This is a genomic window from Sphingopyxis sp. NJF-3 (assembly GCF_053514865.1).
In genome coordinates, this window is record NZ_CM130726.1 from 1536561 (window position 1) to 1552086 (window position 15526).

A 15526-nucleotide genomic window follows, 5' to 3' on the forward strand; every position below is an offset into this window, starting at 1 on the left:
CTATCTGGCCCGAAGGCCACAGAGACGCCGAAGCGGTTTTTCCGATGGCCGCGCCCTATTTTCATAGCATAGCGCCGGGATAGGATCAACTATTGTTGCGGATTTGCGGGGGGTTTGGTAGGATGATGACGATGGATGCAGACACGATAATCCGCAAACTGACGCCAGCGCAGCGCAGGATATTGCTAAGTCTGCCAGACGACGGCACGTTCACCGACGCCTATTCTGTTTGCAAGCAGCGCAACACGCGCATGGCGCTCAATAACCTTGGCGTTACAGAACCGAAGCGCACGGGTGCCATAACAGAATGGTGGCTGTTCCGACCGTCCGATCTGGGGAAAAAGGTTCGCGCCACCCTATCCCTTAAGGAATGATGATGGAGCGCAAGCAGATATTCGGCATGGACGTGATCGAAGATCCGAATATGCCGCCGGGGACGTTCAAGCTGGTCAATCCAGCACCCCATGATGACGTCTATGTCAGCGATAGGGGGATGACCTTCGTGCGCAAGATGACCCGAGCCGAGTTCGACGAAATCGTGCGCAAGCGATTCATCAATCCGGCAGCGCCTCACTCCACGCCCTGAGGCTTGTCCCCGCAATCGGTTTTCGCCGTCGCGAAGGTATTGTAGAGCTGGCACCAGCGCCAAGCGACGCCATCGCGCCGGTCGCCCCAATCGAGACGATCCGAGATCCACGTCTCGTATGCCGCCTCGCTCGTCAGCGCGGTTTCCGGCATTTCAGGTCGAGGCTGTCCCGCTTGATCCGTCGCCAGCCGCTCAGGGGGCGGCGGCAGGTGCCGGACATCGGCGTCCCTGCCGCATGAGCTCCCGGCAAGCGCGAGCCCGCTGACGATCGCTGAGAGGCTGATCAGGTAGATTGGCCGTTTCATCGTCCAGTGCCTTTCGATTTTTGGTGATCCTGATTTCGAGCGCGTCGGCGTCTTTGGCGTCCTGTTCCGCGAGCGCGGCCATCGCGTCATCGCGTTCCTTGATGATCAGCGCGACTTTGGCTTGCCATGCGGCGCGTTCGTGATCGCGTCCCTTGTCCCATGCCCAGCAATAGGCGGCGTAGGCAGCGCCAGCGAATAACAGGAGCATGAAGGCCCACGACGCGAGCTTGGCGAAGCGTTCGCCTACCAGACGGGTCGCGAACGGCAGGAGGAGGGCGATCATTGACCCTTCCTGATCCCGTAGACGATGACGACACCCAAGACGCAGGCGATCAGCACCGACGCGGCGGGCCAGCCCATGTGGAGCAGTTCATGTATCATTGTCCGCTTCCTTTCATGCCGAGCATTTCCAGCTCCCCGACGATTGCGACGACAGCCACCGGCTCCGGCAGACCGCGTAGGCGATGATCGCCGCATCGGCCGCGAGAAAGTGCCAGCCCGCCTCAACGTCCTTGAGCGCGTTCGCGAGCAGCGCCGGGGAAAGGAGGGCCAGCGCCATCCCGAGAATCCATTCGCAGAACCCGTGCCAGCGCCCGCGCATGGCGATGACCTTCGGCATGTTGCTGTGCCACGTCACCACCGCCATCGCGCCCGACGCGAGCGCGAGGATGAATTGAATTGAAGCGTTCATTGGTCGCCTCCCGGTAGCTTGATGCCCCCAGGCAGTTTTGCGAGCCAGTCCTTGAGCCCGCCGCCGAACGCGACGAACCCTTCGGCCAGCGATTGCGAGAGACCGCCCGCTACGGCCATCTGCCCTTGCAGTCCGAGCGATCCCCACAGCCAGACGCCCGCGGTCGCTTCGTGCATCCCCGCCGCGAGGACGGCGAAGAAGCCACCCGCGAACAGCGACAGGAGGATGCCCTTGCGCGTCTCGGCGCCCCGGAAGGAACGCACGGCATAGGCGGCGCCCAGCGCAAGCAGCATCCCGCCCGTGAAGGCAGGGACCGGCGCGGCGACGCCGAGCGCGAGCAGGATCGCCGCGATGATGCCGTTGATCTCCTGTCCGGTCACCGTGCCCATGCTCCCGTCTTTCCGTGCAGCCAGGTCAGGAACTGACCCACCGTCTTGCCCCTCAGGATCGAGGGATTTGCGTTTGTCGCGGCAGGACCAGCGATCAGGTCCGCGCGATCGTCGACGTCTGCGCCGATGACCTTCGCCGCGGTCAAGGGGCCGAAGAAGTGCGCCGCGTAGAGCGAAGCCCGGTTGATCGGGATGCCCTGCTTTTTCAGATAGGCCGCGTTCTTCGCGGTGAAGGTCTTGGCGCGGGAAAGCTGCTCGTCTGCCGTCGGTTGCAGGCCGCCGAACGCTTTCATCGGATCGGTGCCCCATCGCCCACCTTCACCCTCCCACGTCGACTTGATGAACTGGTAGAGCCCCGACGCGCTCGAATAAGGCCGCCCTGTCTTTGGGTTGATCGGCGGCAGTGCATAGAGCCGGTCATTGCTCTCGATCTTCGACAGCATGGGCCAATAGTCTTCGGGGATTTCGCCGGTGGCGGCATTCTGCTCGGTCGAGGGGCGCGGGGGCAGCAGTTTGTCCAGCTCAGCCAGCGTGTCCTTGCCCGCCCATCCGTCGACCGGATCGAGCCCCGCGCGCTCCTGAAACAGGCGCACGAATGCGTCATCGCTGATAGTCGTCATCGCGCGTTCCCTTCATGGGTGTGGAGTTCGGATTGGGAGGCCATGCTCAGACCAGCCTTGGCGCGACGGGGGCGATCGCCTGCCGCACGGTGCCGTCGTTTACATAGGCCCCATAGTTGCGGGCGCAGAGGCCAGCGATCCGCGCATCCACGGTGTTCGCGCCTCCGCTTGTGCCGAATTTGAAGGCGATGTCGGGAACCGTGGACGGGGCAATGAAAGGGTAGCAGATATGCACCCAATCGCCCCGGCTGATCACGTCCGCGTAGCTATCTCCGATCGATGCAATGAACGTCCCGGCGTTGCGCGTAATTTGCGAGCGAAAGATATTCGCGTTGCGGTTCTGCACCGAGACGTAGGCGGTCACGACGACAAGATCGCCTGCCGTCACACCGAATCCGAGCGGAGTTTGGACCGTAGCGTCTCGGACAAAGAGGGGCCCGCGCGGGGTCATCACCTTCTCACCGCTGGTGAAGGGCGCGGAGTGCGTCCAAGGCGTTGTCGCGCCGGCCGTGCCGGTCGCGGTGCCGCCCGTCCCGGTGCCGCCTACGACCGTCAGAGGATTGGTGCTGACATATCCTTTGCCGGGCAGGACAATCGTAAAGCCGGTGATTGCGCCCGCCGTCACCGCAATGGTAGCAGTCGCGCCGAAGCCCCGGCCATCGGTTCCGACCAGCGAGACTGTTTCCCCGTCCACATAGGCCGACCCACCCGCAGCAACCGCCGCCGCCGTCAAGTTCCCACCCGATGCGTCGTGGCGGTTGAACCCGTCACCAAGGAAAATCTCAGGCGCTGCGTTGGGTTCGGTCGAAATGCCCTTGATGTAGAAATGATCGATCGGGCCGGAGAAGATGCGCGAGCCACGCAAGATCGACCCATTCCACTGATTGAAGGTGATCGCGTTGGGATCGCGCAGATTGACTTCCCAATTTCCCCTCTTGTTGAAGACAAGGAAATCGGTCGGCAGGCTCGATCCCGCGTAAAAGTTTGGTCCCCAATCGAGCGTGTTGTTGTGCGTTCGGTCGGTGGTGCCAAAGCGCCCCGCGAATTGCGAGCCGTTGACCCCGATGCTCTCGATATAGTTGAAACCGACGCGCGCCTTGATCGAGGCGCTGCCCGCGACAGGCAGCAAGCCCCCGACCGGCTGCAAGTCGATCGGGTTCGGCTGACCCTCAAGCTGGGTGTCCATGATGGACACCGGGCCTTGGATATTGCCGTGAATTGCGCCGCCATCGTATTGAGCAGGCGCTCCAACGGTCGTGACCGTCGCCGTCGCCCCCGTCCCGACATTGCTCTGAACCGAAAGCGTTTCGCCTACCGTATAGCCGTGTCCGCCGACTTCGATCGTGAAACCGGTGATTGCCCCCGCGCTGACCGCGATAATCGCGCGGGCCGCCCGCCCGGTTCCATCCGTGGCGGTGAGCCAGACACGGGCGCCGTTGACATAGCCAGTGCCGCCCGCACCAACCGCCGCTGCGGTAAGGGCCGTTGCTGGCGCGCTCGCGGCGTTGTTCTGCTCGATCTGGCAACCGACCACCCGCAACCCATAAAGCGGGCCAGACGCGAAGACGCCATATCGATTATTCGAGAAGCAAACGCCATCAAGCGTCAGGTTGGCGATCATGGTCGATGCGCCGATAACCGGCGGCGCAACCTCGAAACCGGCCCGAAGGCTGGTGGCGCTGACCCCGTAGAGATTGACGCCGCGTCCCGGCCCGTTGCTCTGATGGTTCCAGTAAATGCCCGCCTGCGATTTGAGCGGAGCGGCGGTATCTTTCATGAAGCCGATGTCTTCGAAGGTGAAGCAATCCGCGCCGCTGTCGCCCGGTGCGGACGGCGTGACGCCTTCGCCAACGCGGATGCCATACGGGACGTCGGCGCCGAGAATTAGCGCCCCGGCCTTGCCCAGCCCCCGGCTATAGGTCATTCCGCGCTGACCGCGAACCGTAGTGCCGCCGCCCTGCAACTCCAACGGGGCCGTCAGAAGCGAATAATTCTCCTTCCCAGCGGGCAGGTTAATTATGGGCAGCTTCTCGGTATCGGCCTGCGAGAATAGTGCCTGGAGTTTGGCACTGGCGTCTGGCCCCGCCGTGGCGGTCGATCCGGCGAAGGTCGTACCGGAGTTGATCGTGCCGCCGGGGATTGCGCCGAAGTCCTGCGCCGAAGGGAGATGATCTTTAAGCTTACCGTCCGCATCGCGGGGTTCGGCAGTAGAGTCATATTGAAACCCCACCATCGCGGCCCCCTTGCCGGTATCGGTAGAGGCGAGGGCACCGGTTGTCGGCAAAACGCGAAGTTCGGTCGCGGTCGGCCCGGCATCATGGCGATACACAGTGACGATGCCGCTATCCTCGACGGCGAAAGTCTCGCCCTCGCTCGTTGCCGCCAGTCCCGCGGCCGTATCGGCATAATTCGGCCCGGCGGCGGCGAGGGCAACGGCCTCGCTTGCGGCGGCTGACCCAGCCGATATTGCCGCGCTGTTCTTTGCCGCGAGCGCGATGACAGTATTCTCACCCAGATAAACAGGCGTCGGCGTCCCATTGACGACGATATTAAGATCCGCTGCCATCGGTCACCTTTCCAGAAACTTGAATGACGCCGGCAAGGAACCGCTGTTGCACCCCACCACTCGGCGTCCAGAGAATGTCGAAAACCATTTCCTCGAGGCCGTCCGCGTCGCCGTCCGAAGGGAGCGCCGCGGTCTGCACGTCGGTCAGTTCGAGCGTGATCGTCGTGACGCCATCGGCGTAGGAGCCGACCGTCACATCGAAGTCCGCAAGCGTCGCGCCGGCCGCATCGGGAGCCGCGCGAATGGACGCTTCGAACGCATCGGCGCTCACGTCCATGCCGACGGCCATCACGTAGACATAGGGCAGCCCCCGGTCGATCGCGCGCATTTGCGGCTGGCCCCTGAGGCCAAGACCTCCCTTGCCGTCTGCGGAGAGCTTCCGCAGCCAGTCGTCCCACGCTGTCATGTCGTGCTCCTTAGATCGGCCCGTCGCCGGGACCTTCAGCCTTCGCGTTGTGGCTGATCACGCCGTTCGAGATGTAGGTGTGCGCGTCGGCCACCGTGATCTTCGCGACCCTTGCGGTGCCGTCCGCCTCGCCAAGTTCCGAGGCCCGGACCCAGCGATTGTTGACGAGGAACCGGTGATCCGCGGTCGCCCGGATCGTGACCGGTCCTTCATCGCCTTCCAGTTCACAGGCGAAGACCGGCTCATCGGCAAAGCTGATCGCCAGCACCGGCCATTCGCCCCATGCCATCGTGGTTTCGTGGCGGGTTCGGACCACAGTTCCCGGCACAAGATCCGAAGCCGGGGCCGTCGCGCCACCGGCCAAGAGGATCGGGGTATCGTCGGCCACGCAATTTCCGGGCGGCGGCGGGTCAGGGTCAGGATAGACCCCGCCTTCGCCGGCCGTATTCTGGTAGCCGAGGAATGCATAATTCGAGTTGGCCATCTCGTCTTCCGAGGGCCATTCGCTCACGAGATATTCTTCGTTCACGATGTCCCAGAAGACCCCGTAAGTCGTTGACGAATCCAGGTAAGGTATCGTGTCGGCGGGCAGGGTGAGGGGAACCGCGTTCGACAACACCCCCGAAAATGCCGCGATAGATATGCTGTCTTCGTCGCTCGACAGAGGATAGTTGACCGTCTTCGAGGCAAAGCGAAGGGCGGCGCCCGCCTTGACCCCGCCCGCCGTCTCATCCCGCTCCTGCGGTGTCTGTCCCAAGGCCGGAGTCGGCGGGGCAACTCCCGTCTCCCCCAACGCATAAGCGTGTTTCGCCGGGGTCTCGCCGATGAGCGTCAGCTTGACCGTCATCGTGCCGGGGTCGATTTCCCGGTTCAGAATGATCGCGTCGGTGTCCAATCCGAGTTGCGGCAGGTCGAGATGCAGGCAGTCACCCGGCCGATACGCGCGAAGGCGGGGAAGGCAGGGCAGTTCGATCGGATGGAGTTCCCGCCCGTTGACCAGCCGATACGCAGCCAACTGCGCCGCCTGATCGACGTCCTTCACGAAGTTGAACGGCCATTCCGCTGATCGTTCCTCGCCGTCTTCGGTCACATATTCCGGGACCGTCACAGCGTCGGCCTGCGTCATCTCCCAATTATGATCGGCGCTGCGATATTTCGGCAGGATCGTGTTGAGCCGGTCGCGATAGGATTGCATCGCGACGACGCTCATATTGCCGTCAGCGATGTCCTCTTCGGTGATCGTGTCCAGAGCAACAGCGGGCGCGTCATATTTGAACGACAGGATGCCGCCCGGAACCGGCTCACCAGAACCGGCCGCGCAGATGTCGATCAGGTTTTGTGAGCGGTCGCCCGGCTCGAAGCAGACCCCGGAGATGGTCCAGCCGTTCGCGTCGCAGACATTCGCCCATGCGGCCACGACAGCCCAATCAATTCCATCGGCGGGCAGGCCGATGCCGAACGTCCGCTTGCCATTCTGGTAGCGACCATAAGCATAGGTCCCGGCATGAAGGGCGGGGTTCGTCGAATAGACGTAGGTGCTTTCGTCGCCGAGCCGACAGGAGCCGGAGCCGCCCGGAAAGGTGCTGTCAAGGCGGGGGTCATAGACCTTGACGCCCTCGACATAGGCCCCAGTGACCGGAAGCCCGTTCGCGAATTTCTTGCCCTTCTTGTCGAACTTGTAGGACCAGCCGATCGCCGCCTGTCCCGACAGTTTGTAGGCCGATCCCCATCCCGGCGTGCCAGCAAATTGCGGGGTGAGTGCGTTGCTTTCCGGGCAGGCCCCAAGCTGCGTGTCGGTGTAGAGATAGCCCGAATACCAGCTTGGAACCGCGGCATAGTCGATCCTCGGCGAAATGCTCTGAACCGGCCCGCCGCCCGAATAGACGACCGCATCGAACAGATAGGGGTTCGGCACCTTGTCGACCGTGCCGCCATAGCCCGCGCGGTGGCGAAGGACGCCCGCAAAATGACTGCCGCCCATGACGTAGGGCTGGGGTGAGTTCGGGTCGACGATGATCTGCGTGATCGACCCTCGGGCAGGGGGCGGCTTTGCGAGGGCCTGCGACCCGAGCATGGCTATGCCTGAAGCGATGCTGGCCGCACTCGCGACTGTTCCAGCAACGGCGGCAAATGCAGCGGTGCCGATACCGGCGGTCGCGATGGTGCCCGCGACCAAAGCGACGACGCCAGCGACGGTGCCCAGAATTTTCAGCGGCTTGCTCATACCCGCCAAGCCCCCGTCAAATCGTCCACCCCGGCGTCATAAATCACGACCTCGCTTCCATCGGGCAGCCAGCCGAGCAGCTTGTGCGGCCCGACGTAGATCAACACCGAATCCAGTCCCTGATCCCCCGGTGTCACGGCGATGTCCCCGAGCAACATCATCGCCGGCGGAATGCGGACAAGGATGCTGTCGAGCATGTCGCTCACGCTGTCCCAGCCGCGTTCCTTGAGCGCCTTCTTCGCCGCCAGCATCGACCGGATGCGCGGCAGGGTCGGCGGCTTCTGCCCCATCTGCCGCAAGTGATAGTGAGCGAGGCGGACGCAATGCCGACCCTCGCCCCAATCGAAGGGCAGGCCCTTGAACTTGTCGAGCGTCGCCTGCGTCGCCTCTTTCCGGCGTTCGAGTTCGGGCAATTGCCCCCGGCGCTTCAATGCTGCCCGGCGTTCCTCGAGCGTCTTCATATCAGTTGCTCGCGAAAGTCTCGGGGCGAGTGATAGGGGCTGGTCGTGCTGGTCGACCGCGGGCTTTCGACGCCCCACGCCACCGGGATCGACAGACCAGAGGCATTGTCGTGGCCAAGCTCGCCGGGCCAGACCGACTTGTGCCATGCGGGGTTGAGCGAATTGCCGATGTTGAGCTCGAACAGCCGTTCGGCGAGAGAAACGACCGACACGGCCAGTTCACGAGACGCTCCGACCGTCAGCATCGTCCGGTCAAGCTGGCCGTCAAAAACGATATCGGGCGTCCCGTCGATCGTTCCGGCCTCGACGTCATATTCTCCGATCCAGAAACGGACTCGCGAGGTCTGAAAACCGGGCTGCGACATTTCCGCTGGCGTTGTCGTTCCGGGCGGCAGAAGCGTCATTTCCAACGCCGGGACTTCGTTGCCGACTCCCTCCTGCATTGCCTGAATGCTGCCGATCGTCCCGAATACGGGGTCTTTCGAGCGGTAGGTCTCTGCGTTGAATTCGATGAACCCGCCATCGCACAGCAGGACATTCCCATAGCTGCCGGGGAGTTCGATCTTGCAGAGACCGATCAGACCGACCCGCCTCATGCTGCTTCCTCCAGCGTGAATTCGATCGCGACCAGCTTGTTGACCGGGATCGTCCACGACCATTCATTGCCGTCTACGAATCCCTCGACCATCGGCTTGGCGAGATGCACCGTTGCCCCGTCCAGAAAGGGCGCGCGCAGTTCCGGGGTGATGTTCAGCGTCACCTCCCCGCTCCCATCTGCTCGCGCCGCTTCGCTGACGTTGTGCAAAAAGTGCTGGCCGTTCTCATCCTCGATCGACAGCCAATAGCCTTCCTTCGCCGCATAGCCGGGTGTCAGGCCCCGGATGGCAAGCGAGGTGCCCGTCTGGCCCGCACCATCCACGACGGGGCTTCCCGGCGCGCCCTGCGGCACGTCGATCAGCGGGAACGCGATACGCAGCCCCTCGCGCTTCGCCTTGAGCAGCCGGGCGACGAAGATACGCGACACGCTCGGCAGCATCGGCGGGAACGACACCTGTAGCCGGTAGCGCGAACCTTTCCGATCGACGCGGAGAACAGCCGCTCCCGTCGATGGGCGAAGGTTCATCCCGAAATCGAGCAAGGTCGGTTGAACGCCGTTCGGCGCCGGGTCGGCAGGAAGTTCGATCATCGCTTACCGCCAACGCCGAGATTGCGAATATTGCATGCGGGCGACGCCGCCTTGTGCGCCGGCATTTGCCGCTTGGACATTGCCGGACTGGATGATCGACCAGAATTCCGGTGTCAGCAGGTTGCCGCTCAAATAATATTTATCGCCGCCGCGCATCCCCTTGATGTCGTTATTCGGGGTCACGCGTGCGCCTCGCGGAAGGTCAACCAGTTCCGGGCCGCGCTCGCCAACCCATGTCAGGCCGCCACCCCAGAAACTGGTTCCGTTGGCATTGCCGGGAACGCGGTTGATGTTGCCCTGGATCTTGCGACCAAACGCGCCGATGCTGCCAAGCTGCAACCCAAGGCCGATGATGCCCTGAAGGATATCCAGAAACCCGCCGCCTTGGATCGCGCTCGACAGGCGGTTGAGGGCTGACAGCGTATCGTCGGCCATGTCTTTGAAGGACTTTACGACGCGTACCTTCGTATATTCGGCCTGCGATGCGAGCGTAGAGAATGCGTCGGGAAGCCTATCGATGGCCTCCTTGTTCAACTCTTCGATCGACTTCTCTCCGCTCAGAACACTGACGTCAGGAACCTCCTGCGCCTTGATACCGAGATAGTTTTTCCAGAGCCGGTCGATGGCCGCCGAATAGCGGTCGGCGCTGATCGTTCCCTTGTCCAATTCCGACTTGAGGCGCGTCAAATTGGCCGCAAACTCCCGGCCTCGCTCTTCTTCAGGGAAGAGGGTGTCGAGCAGGTCTTGTAGCGCCGAATTCGTTACACCGGCCTCCCTCCCAAGGCTTCGTACCTGATCGCGAGCCGCAGCGATTGACCCGTCGGGGCTGGCCGAAACAGCAGGAAGATTGATCGGAGCCGTCGCCGCCTTAATCGACTGGTCAAGATCGAACTTTGCCCTCTGAAGCTTTATGACACTTGCCTCTGCCGCTTTCGCGTTGGCATCCGCGGTCTCAGCTGCCCGTCGCGCTTCGTTGAAGCGATGCTGACTTGGTGAAATTCGCCCCTGCACACCCTCTCCGGGCCCGCCGCCCGACGCGAGATTTGCCGTCCGGCGCGCCTCGGCTGCCGTCGCCTTCGCCTCAAACTCCGCCTGCAAAAGTCTCGTCTGGGCTGCGCGTAGCCGCTGCTCGGCTAGAGCCCGTTGGGCCGTCGCCGCGTTCAGCGCCGCCTTCCGTTCTTCGCCCATTGCAGTTGATAGGCGCTGAGATGCCACCTGTGCATCCTTTGCCGTCTGCTCGGCGGTGTTGAGCGCCTGGCTATATGCCTTCGTCGCCGGGACTGATTCATTCGTGCGCCGGGTGAGCAGATAGACCGCTCCCGCAAGCGCGGTGATCGCGAGACCGATCCCGGTAGCGATCAACAATCCGCGCAGGGCGACGGCGAGCACGCGCATAGCGACAGCGGCGGGGCCGCCCGCGACGGCGAGCGCAGCCAGTTCCAGCTTGAACAGAGCGAACGCCGGAATGAGGCGGGTCGTGACGATGACGAGCAAGGGGGAGAATGCGCTGGTCATCGCACCGATCGCGAGGATGACCGGGCCGATAGCGGCAGCAAGAGTCCCCACGACGGCAGCAAATTGCAGCACGCCTGGGCTCGCCGTGGAGAGCCAGTCGACAAAATCAGCGATCTTCGTGACGAGCACGGTGATCGCTTCGAGGACCCCCGATTGCCCGATGCGGATGGCGAGGGTTTCGATCGCGCCCTTCAGGTTTTCGAGCTGGCCGTAGAAGCCCTTCATGCGCTGCGCCGACTGCGCCGCGGCGTCGGTCTTTTCGATGGCCGCAGCGACACGGTCGAGGCCTTCGGCGCCTTGGGCCATCAAGCCGATGGCGGTTCGCATCGCATCGGTGCCGAAGATTTGCTTCAAAACCTCGGTCTTGGCCTGTTCGTTGAGCCCGCCGAGCTTCGTCCGCAATTCCTCGGCGATTTCCGCCATGGACCGCAGCCCCCCGTTGGCGTCGTAGAATTGCAACCCGAACTGCGCGATTGCCTCCTTCGCCTGCTTGCTGTTCCCGGCAAGCGAGGTCAGGAAGGTCTTGAACGACGTGCCCGCATCGGAGCCGCTGGCAAAAAGGGAGGACGTCGCGGCGATGGTGGCGTTGAAATCCTTGAATTCCACGCCCAGACCGCCGGCGACCCCACCGGCCTGACCGATCGCGAGCGCATAATCCTCGAAGTCGAGCTTCGACTGGTTCACAGCGCCGGTGATCTGGTTGACCGCATCGGGAAGCTGGGAAGTCGAAAGACCGAACTGCTGGATCGTGTCGGTGATCGCATTGGCGGCGGGCGAAAGCTCGGAGCCTGTCGCCGTCGCTAGGTTCACGGCGGCGGTGGCGGCGCCGTCAAGGATTTGACGAGCAGACAGGCCGCTTTTCGCAAGCTCGTCCATCGCGTTCGCGGCGTCCGATGCGCCGAAAATTGTATCCTTGCCAAGCTGAAGCGCGAGTTTGTTCATCTGGCGCAGTTCGTCGGCCGTGGCCTGTGACGAAATGCTGAGCTTGATCATCGAGCTTTCGAAGTCGCCGCTCATCTTGACGACTGCCGCGCCGATCCCGGCGATCGGAGCCGTGATAGCGACGGACATCGTCTTGCCGATATCCTGCAGCTTGTCGCCGAGTTTGGTGAACTCGCGCTCCATCTTCTTGAGGCGCTTTTCGGAGATGTCGGCACCCTTTTCGAAGGCTGCCGTGTCAATTCCGAGCCAGACGCTCAATCGCGCGATCGTGTCTGCCATGGCCATGGATCAGTCCTTTTTCTTTGCCTTGGCCTTCGCCATCGCGATCATCTTCCGCACGCCTTCGCGGCGCTTTTCCTCTGGTGTGCGGAGATAATCGGCGAGCGGCTTGAGCTTGCGCTGCCCAGCGAACACGGCGGCGTGCCAGCCCATGGACACTGCCGCATCCTGAGCTCCCTTGAGTCTTGCGCCGACGATCAGCCCGAACGTGCGCGGGGTCGCGCGCCAGAAGGCTTCCGGGTCGAGGCCGGCCTCGCACCATTGCGACCAGAGGTCTTCCCAGCGGGGCGGGCGTTTCCCGACTTCTTACCCTCCGCTTTCGGAAATCCGTTCTGTGTCGCTGCCTGGAGCGCTTCACCCACAGCATCGAAGTCGGACATGATGATCTCGGCCGTTTCGACCGCGGTGATGTCGGGGTGATGTGCGCGCAATGCCCCGAAGAGCAAAGCGCGCACGGCCCCCATGAAGCCAACCGACGCATCCGCCATCAGCTTGGGAAGCGGTTTCCCGTAGGCCTGTTCCGCTTCCACCAGCGCCTCGAAATCGAGCGTCAGAACATATTCACGTCCGTCGCTCAGTTTCAGCGGCGCCTCGCCCTTGATCGGGTTCACGACACATACGCCTCGATGTCGTCGACCGTGACGATGCGAAAGGTCGCAGTCGCTTCCATCACGCCATCAGGAGTGACCCGACCGCGCGAATAGCCGGTGCACTTGCAGGTGCCTTCGATCTGCGCGACGGGCTCGCCATTCTCGGGCAGGACCGCCTTGAACGCGCGAACATCAGCTTCCTTCAGAGCATCTTCGAGCAGCACGTCGGTATCGGACAGCGGACGGAAGTTCAGCAGAACCTCGAAGTCCGAATCCTCGTAGAAGCCGCTGGCATAGGTACGGCGCCAGTCGGGCGATTTCAGGTGGGTCGTCTCGACCTGTTCGCGGGTGCCGCCGGTCGGAACATCGAATTCCTTGACCTGCACAAGTTCATAAAGCGCGCTGCCATCATGCAGCCAGAACTCGCCCATATAGCCGAGCGAGGCGTCGCCAGTTTCTGCCATGTTGAAAAATCCATCTTGCCGCCGAAGCGGTCTGGGACTCGACGTCTCACGACGTGGAAACCCGGTTGAACGAACGGACCTGAATGCTGCACGGCCAGCCGGTCCAAGCTGGCGCGAATATCAATCGGCGAAGGTGTGCTCCATCATCGCTTCAACGATCTGGTGATGAATAAAACCTGCCGCGGTGTCGGTGCCCCGACCCTCGCGCGGGCCTTCGCATTTCACCCGGCCGACCTTGTCGTCATTGGTCGACCAAGGGGCATCGAGCGCCTTCACGATCTTGGTTCCAAGCTGCTTTGCGGCGCCGAACGATGAGGCAAAGCAACTGGCCTGAATGCGCGTCCTACGCGATCCCTGATAGCCCTTCAGATGCTCCGGCCGCACGTCGCTGATGATCGACAGTCGGACGTAGGGCAGGGCAGCATTTTGCGGCACGACGCCCCAATAGATGCGGGTCGAGACGATGGCGGCGACCGCGGTATCTGCGACAAGACGGGCGCGGAAGGCGGTTGCGAGGTCGGCCATGTCAGCGCCCCCTTGCCAGCTTCCGCGCAATACGCGCCTTCGCCTTGTTCACTTCGTCGGCCAGCGTATCGCGCACCCTTCGCACGGTTGCTTCACCCTCGCTGTCAGCGGCAGGGCGGGCATAGGCGTTCGGAGACATTTCCACCGTTCCTTCCTCCTGCCAGCCCGCATTTGCTCGAGCGCGCTTTCCTTCGGGCGCGGGGCCGGTCATCACCTGAACGCCGGACGATCGGTCGAACCGTGCCGATCCGCGCGCCCGCTTGGCCGTCACGCGCTGGGTTTTCATCGTTTCGTTCAGGTGCTTGCCGTCGCCGTCCCGGTCCTGCGGGTCATAGGGGGCAAGCTGACCCATCTTCACGCGCAACGGTTCGATTGATTTGACCGCCGTGCGGTTGAGGACGTTGCGTGCGGTGGCCCTTGGAAGGTCTTCAGCCAGCGCCCTTTCGAGTTCCTTGAAGCCCTCGATTTTGAACGTCTGGCGGGCCATCACTCGACCACCCGCTTTGCCACAAGATCAATCTCGGCGCGTCGGATCGGCGCGACCGATACGATGTCCCAATTATCCGACCCGGAAACGATCCGGTCACGAATGGACAGGCCCCGCGTCATGGTATTCGACCGGACATTGAACGTCGCTGCCTGCTCGCCTTGCTCCCTTGCGGCTTCCCTGCGCTCGGCCCCGGTGCCGTAGAAGACCGCCGCCCACTCCTTGCCGAGATCCACCCATGTCTGGACTTCCTCGCCATACTCGTCCTGCGTCGACGTGAAGCGCTGGATCGTGACGAGCGTGTCGCGGCGGCCGATCGTGGTCATACGATCGTCGGCAATCTGAACGGGCCGGCGAGGGCTTCGACGGAGAACGGAATTTCACGCGGGATGACGTTGCCGGAATCGACCGTCGAGCGGTTCTCATACCAATGCGAGACGAGCAGCAATTCCGCCTGTTCTAGCTCGGGCGCATATGGGTCGTAATTGTCACCGCAGTATCGCACGAGCCAAGCATTCGCCGCGACGATGTAACTGGCGATCAGGCCGTCTTCGTCGTCGTGCGTGACGCGAATCTGTTCCTTCGCCATTTCAAGCGAGACGCTCATGCCGCCTCCATCAGACCGAGATGATAATGCTCCCGCGTGAACGGGTCGATTTTCTTGACGTCCCAAGGTTTGAGATTGCCGGGGAAGAACAGGACGCGGGGATCGACCTTATTCCGCCGCGTGCGATAGGCGCCGCCGAACCAGTAAACCCCGTCCTGATCGTCCCAGACCTTTTCGTTCGGCCCCAGCTTGTGCATCAGCCAGGCTTGATCGGAGCCGCAGAACAGCCGGCCCGATTCCAGCGCGGACGCCTGGTTGAAGTCCTCGTAGACCTTGGGCCGGCAGCCTGCGGTCATCATCAGCATCGATCCGTTATACGGGCGTCCCCGAAGCGTGCCCTTGAAAAGCACGATGTCATCCGGCCGATCGAACAGCGGATCGAGCGGGCCGCCGATGACCGCATCAAGATCCATCGAGACGAACCGCTCGCCGAAGATGTCGGCAGCATCGCGGCGGAACATCGACAGGCGCCGGTAGCATTGAGGGCGACCGTTCGACCAGCGCGGGTTCGTGATGTCCAGAAACTCGCCGGGCGGGGTGATGATCTCGACGGACCGGTCGATACCTTCCGGCATGTCGGTCACGCAGCAGATGCGGTGCGGCATCGACAGGTTGCGGCGGACCATGGCTGCGGCGACATTGACGTGATCGGCCGTGTAGACGGTGCGGCTCTTTTCCTGCCG

The 15526-nt window shown here is 62.9% G+C and carries 22 protein-coding genes; 2 read left to right on the top strand and 20 right to left on the bottom strand.

Translation table 11 applies throughout. The features are described 5' to 3' along the window. Nucleotides 1-131 precede the first annotated feature (131 nt). Together ACOTSS_RS07355 and ACOTSS_RS07360 are read left to right on the top strand one after the other, a co-directional pair. Nucleotides 132-374, top strand: a complete 243-nt coding sequence (locus tag ACOTSS_RS07355) for a hypothetical protein (protein WP_448690845.1) — start codon at nt 132-134, stop codon at nt 372-374. Between the two features lie 2 nt (nt 375-376). After that, nucleotides 377-586: a hypothetical protein gene (locus ACOTSS_RS07360; RefSeq protein ID WP_448690846.1), complete on the top strand. Its 210-nt coding sequence runs from the start codon at nt 377-379 to the stop codon at nt 584-586. Here the strand turns inward: ACOTSS_RS07360 and ACOTSS_RS07365 are convergent. The 20 genes from ACOTSS_RS07365 to ACOTSS_RS07460 form a co-directional block, all read right to left on the bottom strand. Then, nucleotides 571-738, bottom strand: a complete 168-nt coding sequence (locus tag ACOTSS_RS07365; RefSeq protein ID WP_448690847.1) for a hypothetical protein — start codon at nt 736-738, stop codon at nt 571-573. The genes ACOTSS_RS07360 and ACOTSS_RS07365 overlap by 16 nt on opposite strands. A gap of 40 nt (nt 739-778) precedes the next feature. Further along, nucleotides 779-1174 carry a hypothetical protein gene (locus ACOTSS_RS07370; protein ID WP_448690848.1) on the bottom strand — a complete coding sequence of 132 codons (396 nt, stop codon included), beginning with the start codon at nt 1172-1174 and terminating at the stop codon, nt 779-781. Nucleotides 1175-1285: 111 nt separating this feature from the next. Then, nucleotides 1286-1582 carry a hypothetical protein gene (locus ACOTSS_RS07375; RefSeq protein WP_448690849.1) on the bottom strand — a complete coding sequence of 99 codons (297 nt, stop codon included), beginning with the start codon at nt 1580-1582 and terminating at the stop codon, nt 1286-1288. Further along, complete coding sequence (locus ACOTSS_RS07380; RefSeq protein ID WP_448690850.1) at nt 1579-1971, bottom strand: hypothetical protein; 393 nt, start codon at nt 1969-1971, stop codon at nt 1579-1581. Before ACOTSS_RS07380 ends, ACOTSS_RS07375 begins: the two co-directional genes overlap by 4 nt. Continuing rightward, nucleotides 1959-2591: a hypothetical protein gene (locus tag ACOTSS_RS07385; RefSeq protein WP_448690851.1), complete on the bottom strand. Its 633-nt coding sequence runs from the start codon at nt 2589-2591 to the stop codon at nt 1959-1961. Before ACOTSS_RS07385 ends, ACOTSS_RS07380 begins: the two co-directional genes overlap by 13 nt. A 46-nt stretch (nt 2592-2637) precedes the next feature. Further along, nucleotides 2638-5157, bottom strand: a complete 2520-nt coding sequence (locus ACOTSS_RS07390; RefSeq protein ID WP_448690852.1) for a hypothetical protein — start codon at nt 5155-5157, stop codon at nt 2638-2640. Continuing rightward, the gene (locus tag ACOTSS_RS07395) at nt 5141-5563 is read right to left on the bottom strand and encodes a hypothetical protein (protein WP_448690853.1); all 423 of its coding nucleotides are present in this window, start codon (nt 5561-5563) and stop codon (nt 5141-5143) included. Before ACOTSS_RS07395 ends, ACOTSS_RS07390 begins: the two co-directional genes overlap by 17 nt. Before the next feature lie 10 nt (nt 5564-5573). Next, nucleotides 5574-7787, bottom strand: a complete 2214-nt coding sequence (locus ACOTSS_RS07400; RefSeq protein ID WP_448690854.1) for a hypothetical protein — start codon at nt 7785-7787, stop codon at nt 5574-5576. Then, nucleotides 7784-8248, bottom strand: coding sequence for a DUF6950 family protein (locus tag ACOTSS_RS07405; RefSeq protein WP_448690855.1), 465 nt, complete (start codon nt 8246-8248; stop codon nt 7784-7786). The genes ACOTSS_RS07400 and ACOTSS_RS07405 overlap by 4 nt, the downstream gene beginning before the upstream one ends. Next, complete coding sequence (locus ACOTSS_RS07410; protein ID WP_448690856.1) at nt 8245-8844, bottom strand: hypothetical protein; 600 nt, start codon at nt 8842-8844, stop codon at nt 8245-8247. Before ACOTSS_RS07410 ends, ACOTSS_RS07405 begins: the two co-directional genes overlap by 4 nt. Further along, a complete protein-coding gene (locus tag ACOTSS_RS07415; protein ID WP_448690857.1) occupies nt 8841-9434 on the bottom strand; it encodes a hypothetical protein in 594 nt (197 codons plus the stop codon). The genes ACOTSS_RS07410 and ACOTSS_RS07415 overlap by 4 nt, the downstream gene beginning before the upstream one ends. Nucleotides 9435-9437: 3 nt before the next feature. Continuing rightward, on the bottom strand, nt 9438-12176 hold the full coding sequence (locus tag ACOTSS_RS07420; RefSeq protein ID WP_448690858.1) for a phage tail tape measure protein: 2739 nt from the start codon (nt 12174-12176) through the stop codon (nt 9438-9440). A 3-nt stretch (nt 12177-12179) separates the two neighbouring features. Beyond that, nucleotides 12180-12329 carry a hypothetical protein gene (locus tag ACOTSS_RS07425; RefSeq protein WP_448690859.1) on the bottom strand — a complete coding sequence of 50 codons (150 nt, stop codon included), beginning with the start codon at nt 12327-12329 and terminating at the stop codon, nt 12180-12182. A 38-nt stretch (nt 12330-12367) separates the two neighbouring features. After that, nucleotides 12368-12781, bottom strand: coding sequence for a hypothetical protein (locus tag ACOTSS_RS07430; RefSeq protein WP_448690860.1), 414 nt, complete (start codon nt 12779-12781; stop codon nt 12368-12370). After that, nucleotides 12778-13224 carry a phage tail tube protein gene (locus ACOTSS_RS07435; protein ID WP_448690861.1) on the bottom strand — a complete coding sequence of 149 codons (447 nt, stop codon included), beginning with the start codon at nt 13222-13224 and terminating at the stop codon, nt 12778-12780. Before ACOTSS_RS07435 ends, ACOTSS_RS07430 begins: the two co-directional genes overlap by 4 nt. A gap of 120 nt (nt 13225-13344) precedes the next feature. Next, nucleotides 13345-13749, bottom strand: a complete 405-nt coding sequence (locus tag ACOTSS_RS07440; RefSeq protein ID WP_448690862.1) for a DUF3168 domain-containing protein — start codon at nt 13747-13749, stop codon at nt 13345-13347. Between the two features lies 1 nt (nt 13750). Beyond that, nucleotides 13751-14236 carry a hypothetical protein gene (locus ACOTSS_RS07445; RefSeq protein ID WP_448690863.1) on the bottom strand — a complete coding sequence of 162 codons (486 nt, stop codon included), beginning with the start codon at nt 14234-14236 and terminating at the stop codon, nt 13751-13753. Then, nucleotides 14236-14562, bottom strand: a complete 327-nt coding sequence (locus ACOTSS_RS07450; RefSeq protein WP_448690864.1) for a head-tail adaptor protein — start codon at nt 14560-14562, stop codon at nt 14236-14238. Before ACOTSS_RS07450 ends, ACOTSS_RS07445 begins: the two co-directional genes overlap by 1 nt. Further along, nucleotides 14559-14843 carry a head-tail connector protein gene (locus ACOTSS_RS07455; protein ID WP_448690865.1) on the bottom strand — a complete coding sequence of 95 codons (285 nt, stop codon included), beginning with the start codon at nt 14841-14843 and terminating at the stop codon, nt 14559-14561. Before ACOTSS_RS07455 ends, ACOTSS_RS07450 begins: the two co-directional genes overlap by 4 nt. After that, entirely contained in the window at nt 14840-15469 is a 630-nt protein-coding gene (locus ACOTSS_RS07460) for a hypothetical protein (protein ID WP_448690866.1), read from the bottom strand. Before ACOTSS_RS07460 ends, ACOTSS_RS07455 begins: the two co-directional genes overlap by 4 nt. Nucleotides 15470-15526: the final 57 nt, after the last annotated feature.